Below are 10,737 nucleotides of genomic sequence, written 5' to 3'. Positions count from 1 at the left end.
GGGGACTGGGGACTGGGGACTGGGGACTGGGGACTGGGTAATCAATTTTATGTTTTTTAATCAACTATTACCAATTACCAATTCCCAATTCCCAATTCCCAATTCCCAATTACCAATTCCCAATTACCTAATTAACTTAAACTTTCAGGATCAACACCCAAACTCTTGAGAATTTCTGCTAATTTCCAGGCTTTTTCTTCAGCTTCCAAACGTTGTCTTTCAGATTCTAAACGTTGTCTTTCCGCTTCTAAAAGTTTTTCTTCCGATTCCTGAATCCGTTCTTCTGGGGTAAAAAATCTTTTTCCCTGTTCATCAAACCAATATAACCATTCTCTAGTTATACCTTGATAAGTTCCCCTTTCTCTGCCAATTCCTAAACCTATTTCTGGCAACCAAACGGGATTTCCTGAGAGTAGTACATATTCTCCATCAACTAATTTATAAACTTCTAAAGGTTCTTTTCTCTTGCGGAGGGGATTATAAACCACATAATATAAAATCCCAAATTCATGGGCATAAAAATCCTTTTTATTGCTATATTCTCCCCGATAGGTTTGGGAAACAACTTCTAAAACCAAAATCGGTAATTTATTTTCTTCCCACAATACATAACTAGGACGTAAACCTTCATCAATAAATCTATGTACCCCAATACTTAAAAACCCATCTGGGACAATTGCAGGTTGATAAGGGTCATGATATATTCCCATATCTACACCAAAAAACCAATCCCATCTTTGAGACCACAATAAAGCAAGAATGCTTTCTAGCAAACCAGGAATGAGATGCTGTAATTGATTATCCACTGGTGTGTCGTCAGAGTCGGGTAATTCTTCTGAAGATGGTAAACAATGCAATGGGTTGTAATTGAGCATGATTGATTTTACCAATTCTTTTTTTATTATATATGATTTGTTTCATTAAGGTTTATAAGCTGTTGTGCAGCTAGATTGTATAATAGGGAATTAGGTAACTAAGCTATCGCTTCTGAATTATGCCAGCAAAAAACCATCTATCTCAAGAACAGAGAGAAAAGACTGGGAATTAATTCCCAGGCGGTTCAGGAAGCTAATCGAGTATGTTGTAAGATGTAAGGATTGAAATCTTTACCCATAAACCTTACTTCCGACCACCCAACCATTTAGCCGCCGCAATACCGATAATTCCTGCCACAATAGGATTACTCAAAAACTTAATAATTCCTGGTTGTTCTGCTAACACATCACGGAAAACATCAGGATGATTATGATAAGTAAAAGATGCAAGCGTACTCACATCATCAGCAGTCATGCGGTTAGGGTGATGGGTAGAAAGATTTAACTGCTGTTCTAACCTTTTCTCATCCAGTCCTCGTTCCTTTAATTGTTTGAAAAATGCTCTTGCAACATCATCTCTTTCATTCGGTTTAATTTGAGAAATGGCCTTTTGTAATTCCGGATCCATTTGACTGGGAGGGATACGTTCTGGATGCAAAGATTGATTAAATAAATGTCTTCTTTGATCCTTGGTTGTGCGTTGAGCAAAATCATCAAAGGTTTCGTACTCATCCGTTGTCATGGCGTTGGGATTATCCAAAGATTCTACATTTCCCTGCGCCAAATCTTGTAAAATATTACGTCTATATTCTTCACTACTTCTCACTTTAATTATCTCCTATATTTTAGGGTTTTTAATTTCCTAATATTTGAAAAACAATCCTCCTAGCTATACCTAATTTGATTAGTCTGAGCAACATAATCAGCAGTCAAAATTAGTTTTTTATCAGGACTATATACCAAAACCTTCACATCCTGATTAGGAAAATTCTTTCTAAAACCTTGTACCAAAGAACTCGCTAAAGGACGCACTTCATTAGGACTAACTTGAGGAGAAATAACCACACCTAGCTTATTATTATCTCGCACATAAGCATCAGTAATTAACCCCTGAGAAGTTTGTACAACCCAATTACCAAAATTTTGCCCTGCGGGAGTATTACCACGTTCTAATTCAGCATAAGTCACATCTCTTCCCACCGCTGGAGTCGTTGAGCGATCAACTTCTGCAACTCTTCCCCCACCACAAGCAGAGGTTAAAGTTAATATTAAAATCAACACAAAAGCAGTCAAAATTTTACGACTCTCCTGAATTAGATTCATAATTTTTCTCCTCAGACAAATAAAAATTTAAGTCCTATTTTTAAGTCCTATTTTCAGGAAGGTTCGTAGTTAGGGCTTTAGCCCTAAAAAATATGGGAATTTAGCGATAAATCGCTAACTACGAACCTATAGGGATAAATCGCAACTACGAACTATTAATCAAGCTTTTTCTTGACGTTATCTTTGACATCTTCTACAGCGTGACGTACTTCGCTTTCTGCTTGTTTAGCTTTACCTTCTGTTTTATCTTCTGGATCTCCAGTAACGTTTCCTAATGCTTCTTGTGCTTTACCTTCAATATTTTTTGCTGTAGCTTTTGCTCTTTCTTCTAAAGTCATTTGTTGTCCTATTTGTTTGCAATTACTATTCCACACTAGCGGTAATATAGGCTGATTACTTCCACCATCAGGTATACAGTTGATGTTAAATATCTATACAAAAAGGAATAAATAAGCAAATATTCTGATTCTTGATTTTGGCATTTTTCCCATAAAAAATCCCAGTTTATGAATAAGACTGGGAAAAATTGAAAATGACCTCTCTCTTCAAGGAAGAGGATTGAAAAAGCGGATTTTTTTGGTTTTTTCCCCTGGAAAGGGGAGCTTTTAAACCGTATGGCTAACGCCACGCTACGCTATCGGCTGACGCTCACGGCGGAAGCCTTGAATGAAACAATTATCAATTGTCAATTGTCAATTATCAATTGATAAAAGTATGAGGATAATTTTGGTAAATTAGTCTAGAAAACCCATCAAAATATCAGAGTCATCAATTGTATTTGATGCTACTGGACGATTACCAAAAATTGAATAGTTTTCGGAAACTACCAACGCACTAGAACCGATGGGACGATTTCCAGATAAGTTGATACTGTTTACAACGCTGAAGGTATTGGCACCAATGGGACGAATACCCATTGCATTATATGTTTCAACTACTTGTAAGCTACTTGTACTGATAGGACGTAAACCAGCAATTGATACTGTTCCTGCAACTTGTAACCCACTGCTACCAATAGGACGCTCCCCAGCGACTACAATTGTTCCTTGAGAAGCTTGTTCTGTATTACCTTGGTTATTTTCTTCCACTTTTTTATCTCCTTTGCTGCTAAGATGCTTTGTAAACTAACGCATCTAGCTGGTTACGTGAATTTTACAATAATTAAGGAAAGGTATTTTTTCCTAATATATGTAGAGTTTAACTCTAAAAAACAACCCATATATATAAGTTTCTTCAAAAGTGATACATAAGTAAACTTAAACTATTAATTTATGTAAACAAGTATTGCTAAATCTTGATTGCTTTCAGATCCCCGACCTCTTGAGGACTGACGCAGCGTAGAACAGAAGTAGGGGTAATTCATGAATTACCCCTACGCAAGAAATGGTAGACCATATAGGATGTCGCTACTATAGGAAAGGGTAGATTTAACGAAACAGTGATCATGGAATTTAATCTGCAAGCTCCTTTTACTCCTACAGGTGATCAACCACAGGCGATCGCTCAACTTTTGAAAACCATCCAAGCGAGTAATCGTTATCAAACTTTACTCGGTGCGACGGGAACGGGTAAGACGTTTTCTATCGCCGCAGTTATTGAAAAAGTTGGTAAACCTACCCTAGTTCTGGCACATAATAAAACCCTAGCAGCCCAGTTATGTAACGAGTTACGGGAATTTTTCCCCCATAACGCAGTCGAGTATTTTGTTAGCTATTACGACTATTACCAACCAGAAGCTTATATTCCCGTCACTGATACCTACATCGAAAAAACCGCAGCGATCAATGATGAAATAGATATGCTACGACATTCTGCAACTCGTTCTCTGTTTGAAAGGCGTGATGTAATTGTTGTTGCTTCCATTAGTTGTATTTACGGTTTAGGTATGCCCGCAGAATACCTCAAAGCCGCAATTAAACTAGAAATAGGTATGGAAGTTGACCAAAGGCAAGTTTTAAGAGATTTAACATCTGTGCAATATAGCCGCAATGATGTAGAAATGGGAAGAGGTAAATTTCGCGTTCGTGGTGATGTTTTAGAAATTGGACCAGCTTACGAAGATAGAATAATTAGAATTGAATTTTTCGGCGATGAAATTGACGCAATACGTTATATTGATCCTATCACTGGAGAAATTCTCAGCAGTTTAGAAAAAGTCAATATTTATCCTGCGCGTCACTTTGTCACCCCAGAAGAACGTTTAGAAATTGCTTGCGCTGATATCGCTGCGGAATTAAAATCACAGAAATTAAAATTAGAAGAATTAGGAAAATTAGTAGAAGCACAAAGAATAGATCAACGGACTCGTTATGATCTTGAAATGTTAAGAGAAGTGGGATATTGTAACGGTGTAGAAAATTATTCTCGTCATTTAGCAGGGAGACAAGCGGGAGAAGCACCAGAATGTTTAATTGATTATTTTCCGAAAGATTGGTTATTAGTAATTGATGAATCTCACGTTACAGTACCACAAATTCGCGGAATGTACAACGGTGATCAAGCACGGAAAAAAGTTTTAATTGATCATGGTTTTCGTCTTCCTAGTGCTGCTGATAACCGTCCTTTAAAAGCTGAGGAATTTTGGCAAAAGGTTAATCAATGTATTTTCGTTTCTGCAACTCCTGGAAGTTGGGAAATTGAAGTTTCTGAAGATAAGATTGTAGAACAAGTAATTAGACCTACTGGAGTAGTTGATCCAGAAATATTTGTTCGTCCCACGGAAGGTCAAGTTGATGATTTATTAGGAGAAATTAAGGATAGAGTTGATAAAAAAGAACGGGTTTTAATTACTACGTTAACTAAAAGAATGGCGGAAGATTTAACAGAATATTTGGAAGAGAGAGGAATAAAAGTTAGATATTTACATTCTGAGATTAATTCTATTCAAAGAATTGAAATTTTACAAGATTTAAGAAATGGGAAGTTTGATGTTTTGGTAGGGGTGAATTTATTGCGGGAAGGTTTGGACTTACCAGAGGTTTCTTTGGTGGCTATTATGGATGCAGATAAAGAAGGTTTCTTGCGTGCAGAACGTTCGTTAATTCAAACTATTGGCCGTGCAGCGCGTCATGTAAACGGAAAAGCAATTATGTATGCTGATAATTTAACGGATAGTATGATTAAAGCGATTGAAGAAACTGATAGAAGAAGGGGTATTCAAATGGCTTATAATAAACTGCACGGAATTACTCCGCAACCGATTGTTAAGAAATCAAGTAATGCAATTTTATCATTTTTGGATGTTTCCCGACGGTTGAATGCGAGTGATTTAAAAGTGGTTGATGAACATATAAATGAATTTGCTTTGGAGGATATTCCAGAGTTAATTACTGTGTTGGAAAAACAGATGAAAGAAGCAGCGAAAAAGATGGAGTTTGAAGAAGCTGCAAAATTGCGCGATCGTATCAAGCATTTAAGGGATAAAATGTTGGGTAGGTAAACCTAATTTATAATTAGCGCACTACTAACTTCTTCTGAATAGCAGCATCTTGAATGACATATTTGTTGCTAGTAAACACCTGAATACCTGGAACAACACTATAATCCATATCATCAGTAATAATCTTAACTGTTCCTGCTCCTGCTTTGCTAATAGCTTCAAGCATCAGCAAATCATAACCATCAACTGCTTGAGTGGTAAATCTGTTAATAGCGGCATCAGTTGTTGCGTCATCTACTGTTAGATTAATAGGAATTGCGATTTTTTTTTACTTGTCGCCAAGTAAACTGGACTTCAGCTACAACATTTGCTCTTTCGGTTGGATAATTATGACGATATTCTTTAATTGGTAAATATCCATTAGATTGAACATAAATATCATATTCTGTTTTCTCAATAATATGTGCAAGTTCAGCTAAAGTTAGTCCTGAATAAGTAAGAGTAGCTCCATTTTGGCGTGTTTTGTTGATATAGTTGGGATAATCTGTAATTTGGTAACGTTTAGCCTTAAATGCAGCATTTGTATAAGTTTGCCAAAACCAGATGTTGGTATCTACAAAAAAAATGTCACTTTGCTGTGGGGTATCAGTTTTGATATCTATGATATCAGCTTGAATAATCGCCATACTTCAAAAACTTGCAGCCATATCTGTTATCACCGTATCCACAGCATTACGATATTTTTCATCAGAGTAATAACGTTTAGCTCTAGTCATTACGTGATTAATAACATCCCATCCATCAGCATTGAGAGAAGTAAATTCAAGCAACTGATTTAACTTCTCTGCTGGGATATCTTTTAACAATTGACCAAATGCAAAATTCACAAATGGAGATGCAAAAACCTTCACCCCTGCAAAATCTAATTCCACAGTTTCATCACTTAGTAAACGTGAATGAATCTGATCATATAACTTTTGTCCACCATCAGCAGTGATGGCATACTCACCAACTATATTGTAAACTTTATACATCATGTCCTTATCTCCCTCTCTCTAGAGCTTCAGCTTCTTGAGTTTAGGAACTTCTGAAGCTAAACAGTAGTATTTTTCATCACATCGAAAAGCTATATTGACTAGCGTTCCCGAAAAGTTAGTACAAATGTTTTCGTATTCAACTCCATTATCTCCTATATTGACATAGCTGTCATTACTGAAAATCATCAAGTTTCCATGATTTTTTGGACAAATTCTTGTAGTATGTGTAAACCCTCACCTTGTCGGACACCTTGCTGTTTGGTGCTATTTCCCGGCTCAAATGCCCACTTTAAAGCCTCAATAGATGTCATTGCTGTCTTTCAGAAGCATCTCTACATGATGTGGATAATCTCGTATAGTATCCACATAAAGAACTAGTGGTTCATTTTTGGTAATTACTAATGACAAAATAACTCCAAGTAATTATGATTTTCTAGAATTTTTACCATTAGATGTAAATAATACTAGATTTCATAACCACAGTTATTATTACTTAATTTTTCTCTAAAGAAATATTTTCTTGCATGTCTCTAAAGAAATTTAAATAAATATTTATTTCCTCTGCTAATTCCACCCACTCACCTGTTTATGAACCACCGACAAATACCACATATAATCATCAATTTTAAACTTATCCGCAGCTTTGACAATATACTCTTTTGCTAACTCTTCATTCCCCTCAGCTTCATAATACAAACCTAAATACAGATGACTGTAAAAATTACCTTTTAAACCTTCTGATTTACCCACAATCAAAACATCATCAGTTGTACAATTACCCGCAAATAAATCATAGACACAACGCATAATTTTCCGGGGATCATTTTTCACAGGTAATAAAGAATTTCTAGCTTCTCCCACACCCGATAACCTAGCAATACAAAGATATCTCCACACAGTTTCTTCTACATCCTGTGCATTGACAGTTAAATCAATTTCAAATTGTTTTGCACCTTCGGCGAATCTTTCCGCATAATAATAAGATAAACCCCGTTGCCAAAGATAGGGAATAATTCGATCATCTAACTTTTGAGCAGTATCAAAATCTGTAATTGATTCTTGAATTTTTCCCAGTTGAAAATAAACCATCCCCCGACGAATGTACACATTAGGGTTGTTTGGTTGTTTAATAGCTGTTTCGTTCCAGCGTTGCAATTGACTTTCTAAAGAGTTGATAAAAAACATAGATTTTGTGCTGAAAAATGATCATAAAATGACTTTTTATCTCTGTAGGGTTTTAGTAGTGCTAAACCCATACTCCTAAATTATTACTAATTCCATTGAGCAGAACATTTTTCCCTATCTTCCTATTCCGTCTTCCCTATCAAAAAAATCGGGGTATTTCCAGAAACCACAGAAATACCCCCATCTGAAAAACTGATTAAATTGATTAACTACTATGCAAAAGCAGCAGTTCTCACATCATTATTAGCCAGAACTTCTTGCAATTCATCAGCGTCAACGGTTTCTTTATCAATCAACATTTGGGCAATTTGATCCAAAATGTGACGGTTACTTACTAAAACTTCCTTAGCCCGTGCGTAAGCAACATCAACTAATTTACGCACTTCTTCATCAATGGCAGCGGCGGTTTCTTCGGAGAAATCACGCTCAGACATGATATCTCTGCCTAAGAACATATTACCTTGTTGACGACCCAAAGCCACGGGACCCAAGCGATCGCTCATGCCAAAACGAGTAATCATTTGTCTGGCAACTCGCGCTACTTGTTGCAAGTCATTGGAAGCACCGGTAGTAACTTCCTCTTCACCAAAGATAATTTCTTCAGCTAAACGACCACCTAAAGCCACGGCCATCTGATTTTCTAGATATGCACGGCTATATAAACCTGTATCCATGCGGTCTTCGCTAGGAGTAAACCAAGTCAAACCACCAGCACGACCACGGGGAATAATGCTAATTTTCTGTACAGGGTCATAGTCAGGCATTAATGCACCAACTAAAGCATGGCCAGCTTCGTGATAAGCAACCAAGGTTTTGCGCTTTTCGCTCATTACTCGGTCTTTCTTTTCTGGACCTGCTAACACCCGGTCAATAGCATCGTTAATTTCATCCATCGAAATTTCGGTTAAATTCCGACGTGCTGCTAAAATTGCGGCTTCGTTTAACAGGTTAGATAAATCTGCACCGGTGAACCCTGGGGTACGACGAGCGATTTTATCCAAGTCCACATCTTTAGATAAGGTTTTACCCCGTGCGTGAACTTTGAGAATTTCGCTGCGGCCACCGTAGTCGGGACGGTCTACCACAACTTGACGGTCAAAACGACCAGGACGCAATAAAGCTGCGTCGAGAACGTCAGGACGGTTGGTGGCTGCAATGATGATAATGCCGGTGTTACCTTCAAAACCATCCATTTCTGTTAATAGCTGGTTGAGGGTTTGTTCCCGTTCATCGTTACCACCACCTAAACCTGCACCCCGTTGACGACCTACTGCGTCAATTTCATCAATGAAGACGATACAAGGAGCGTTGGTTTTTGCTTGTTCAAATAAATCGCGGACACGGGAAGCACCCACACCCACGAACATTTCCACAAATTCAGAACCGGAAATACTGAAGAAAGGTACACCTGCTTCTCCAGCTACAGCACGTGCGAGGAGGGTTTTACCAGTTCCTGGAGGTCCGACTAATAATACACCTTTAGGAATTTTTGCACCAACAGCGGTAAAGCGATCGGCGTTTTTCAAAAAGTCTACAACTTCGTTTAATTCCAGTTTAGCTTGGTCAATACCTGCTACATCGCCAAAGGTGACTTGGGTTTGGGGTTCCATTTGTACCCTAGCTTTGGACTTACCAAAGTTCATCGCTTGGCTACCAGGACCAGTTTGAGCGCGACGGAGTAAGAAAAATAAACCAACCAACAGCAATACAGGGAAAAATAAGCTGCTCAATGCTTTAAACCAAAATCCTTCGTCGGTTTGGGGTAATACGGCAATATCAACACCTTTATCTCTCAGAGTATTGATTAAATCTGGATCGCTAACTAAGGTGACACGCTTTTTATTGGGATCGTCTTTAGGTGTAACAATTGCTGTAGAACGATCTGAACTGAGACTGACTCTTTCTACTTTGCCTTGATCAACTTCTTGAATAAATTGACTATAGCGCCATGTTTCTACTTGGGGGGGTTGTTTGTCAAAAAACGCAGTCCCTAAAGCAATTACTACAATAAACAGCAGCGCATATAGCCCCGCATTTCTCCATCTTTTATTCACTGAGGTCTATCCTCCTGTATTTTTTGGGCGTTAGTGTAAGGTCTCTAAAATAAGAGAGGGCTTTATGAGAATTATGTTAACTTATCTTAAGATATACCAAAATGGCGTTCCTGTCATGGTAGAAATAATCCTTTAAGTTCTAAAAAGCAAGGATGCTTAGGATTATATTCTAACGATCCGGTGGGCTGATGTACGGTATGAATGGGAATTATCTCGACAACGCTGTTAGTGTAGGCGATCGCTGCAAATTCTTTAACTAGCTGTGGTGTCCAAGGTGCTTGCTGGATGGTGATTTGACGGTTTTGTAAATGTTGGATAATGTGCGATCGCTCTATCCCTGGCAATATTCCCACTTCTAATGGTGGTGTCCACCAACTGCCATCTTTCCAACCCCAAAGATTACCTGTACTGGTTTCTAACCAATTGCCCTCATTATCTATTAAAATCGCTTCTTCGGCGTTTACGGCTTGACCATTATTTTTCGCTAACCAAGGACTCAAATAATTGCCTGTTTTATGCTTGGGGAGAGAACGGGCAAATTCTGGTTTTGCAAGTCCAGCAATTATACCATTATTTTGTTTTTCTGTCAAGTTTGCTGGTAATAATCTACCTGTGATCCATTCTCTCCCATCGGGAAAAATAGTAATTCTGATCACGGGAAAATGTTGTAAAAGCATTTCTGCACCTTGACGCACAAAATTCCAATCTGGTTCTGGCCAGTTGAAAGTTTGTAAAGTTAATTGCAAGCGTGAACAATGAGCTTTCCAGTTAGTTAAACTCTGATCAAGGGAATGATCATAAACTCTTAAAGTTGTAAAAACTGTAGCTCCAAAAAGCAAACCTGGATCATTAATATTTAATTCCAGAGTTTGCGATTCTATTAATTTACCACAATACCAATACATGACAGGTGACTGGGGACTGGGGACTGGGGACTGGGGACT

At 37.8% G+C, this 10,737-nt stretch carries 13 protein-coding genes; 1 reads left to right on the top strand and 12 read right to left on the bottom strand.

What is annotated here, in order from left to right; all coding sequences use genetic code 11:
* Positions 1–131: 131 nt before the first annotated feature.
* The 5 genes from PN497_RS11320 to PN497_RS11300 all read right to left on the bottom strand — a co-directional run bounded on the left by PN497_RS11320 (position 132) and on the right by PN497_RS11300 (position 3,226).
* Entirely contained in the window at positions 132–875 is a 744-nt protein-coding gene (locus tag PN497_RS11320; RefSeq protein WP_096565453.1) for a Uma2 family endonuclease, read from the bottom strand.
* A gap of 244 nt (positions 876–1,119) precedes the next feature.
* A complete protein-coding gene (locus PN497_RS11315; protein ID WP_096565455.1) occupies positions 1,120–1,641 on the bottom strand; it encodes a hypothetical protein in 522 nt (173 codons plus the stop codon).
* A gap of 59 nt (positions 1,642–1,700) precedes the next feature.
* Positions 1,701–2,138: a hypothetical protein gene (locus tag PN497_RS11310; protein ID WP_096565457.1), complete on the bottom strand. Its 438-nt coding sequence runs from the start codon at positions 2,136–2,138 to the stop codon at positions 1,701–1,703.
* 155 nt (positions 2,139–2,293) lie between these two features.
* On the bottom strand, positions 2,294–2,476 hold the full coding sequence (locus PN497_RS11305; protein WP_096572553.1) for a CsbD family protein: 183 nt from the start codon (positions 2,474–2,476) through the stop codon (positions 2,294–2,296).
* 396 nt (positions 2,477–2,872) lie between these two features.
* A complete protein-coding gene (locus PN497_RS11300) occupies positions 2,873–3,226 on the bottom strand; it encodes a hypothetical protein (RefSeq protein WP_096565459.1) in 354 nt (117 codons plus the stop codon).
* A 353-nt stretch (positions 3,227–3,579) separates the two neighbouring features.
* Here PN497_RS11300 and uvrB point away from each other — a divergent pair, with 353 nt between their 5' ends.
* Positions 3,580–5,577, top strand: coding sequence for an excinuclease ABC subunit UvrB (uvrB, locus tag PN497_RS11295; RefSeq protein ID WP_096572554.1), 1,998 nt, complete (start codon positions 3,580–3,582; stop codon positions 5,575–5,577).
* Positions 5,578–5,590: 13 nt separating this feature from the next.
* Here the strand turns inward: uvrB and PN497_RS11290 are convergent, their stop codons facing one another.
* From PN497_RS11290 to PN497_RS11260, 7 genes are all read right to left on the bottom strand, one after another.
* Positions 5,591–5,743 (bottom strand): hypothetical protein, encoded by a 153-nt coding sequence (locus tag PN497_RS11290; RefSeq protein WP_190347181.1) that lies wholly within the window; start codon positions 5,741–5,743, stop codon positions 5,591–5,593.
* Between the two features lie 79 nt (positions 5,744–5,822).
* Positions 5,823–6,203 carry a hypothetical protein gene (locus tag PN497_RS11285; RefSeq protein WP_272110149.1) on the bottom strand — a complete coding sequence of 127 codons (381 nt, stop codon included), beginning with the start codon at positions 6,201–6,203 and terminating at the stop codon, positions 5,823–5,825.
* Between the two features lie 3 nt (positions 6,204–6,206).
* Positions 6,207–6,554 carry an STAS-like domain-containing protein gene (locus PN497_RS11280; RefSeq protein WP_096565461.1) on the bottom strand — a complete coding sequence of 116 codons (348 nt, stop codon included), beginning with the start codon at positions 6,552–6,554 and terminating at the stop codon, positions 6,207–6,209.
* 185 nt (positions 6,555–6,739) lie between these two features.
* The gene (locus PN497_RS11275) at positions 6,740–6,865 is read right to left on the bottom strand and encodes a hypothetical protein (protein WP_272110147.1); all 126 of its coding nucleotides are present in this window, start codon (positions 6,863–6,865) and stop codon (positions 6,740–6,742) included.
* A gap of 253 nt (positions 6,866–7,118) precedes the next feature.
* On the bottom strand, positions 7,119–7,739 hold the full coding sequence (locus PN497_RS11270) for a tetratricopeptide repeat protein (protein WP_096565463.1): 621 nt from the start codon (positions 7,737–7,739) through the stop codon (positions 7,119–7,121).
* 212 nt (positions 7,740–7,951) lie between these two features.
* Entirely contained in the window at positions 7,952–9,793 is a 1,842-nt protein-coding gene (gene ftsH3, locus PN497_RS11265) for an ATP-dependent zinc metalloprotease FtsH3 (protein WP_096565465.1), read from the bottom strand.
* 113 nt (positions 9,794–9,906) lie between these two features.
* A complete protein-coding gene (locus PN497_RS11260) occupies positions 9,907–10,698 on the bottom strand; it encodes an aminotransferase class IV (protein ID WP_096565467.1) in 792 nt (263 codons plus the stop codon).
* Positions 10,699–10,737 lie beyond the last annotated feature (39 nt).

Source organism: Sphaerospermopsis kisseleviana CS-549 (assembly GCF_028329225.1).
Classification (GTDB): Bacteria; Cyanobacteriota; Cyanobacteriia; order Cyanobacteriales; family Nostocaceae; genus Sphaerospermopsis; species Sphaerospermopsis kisseleviana.
The sequence above is the reverse complement of the archived record's forward strand: the minus strand, read 5'-3'. Positions and strand labels throughout refer to the sequence as shown.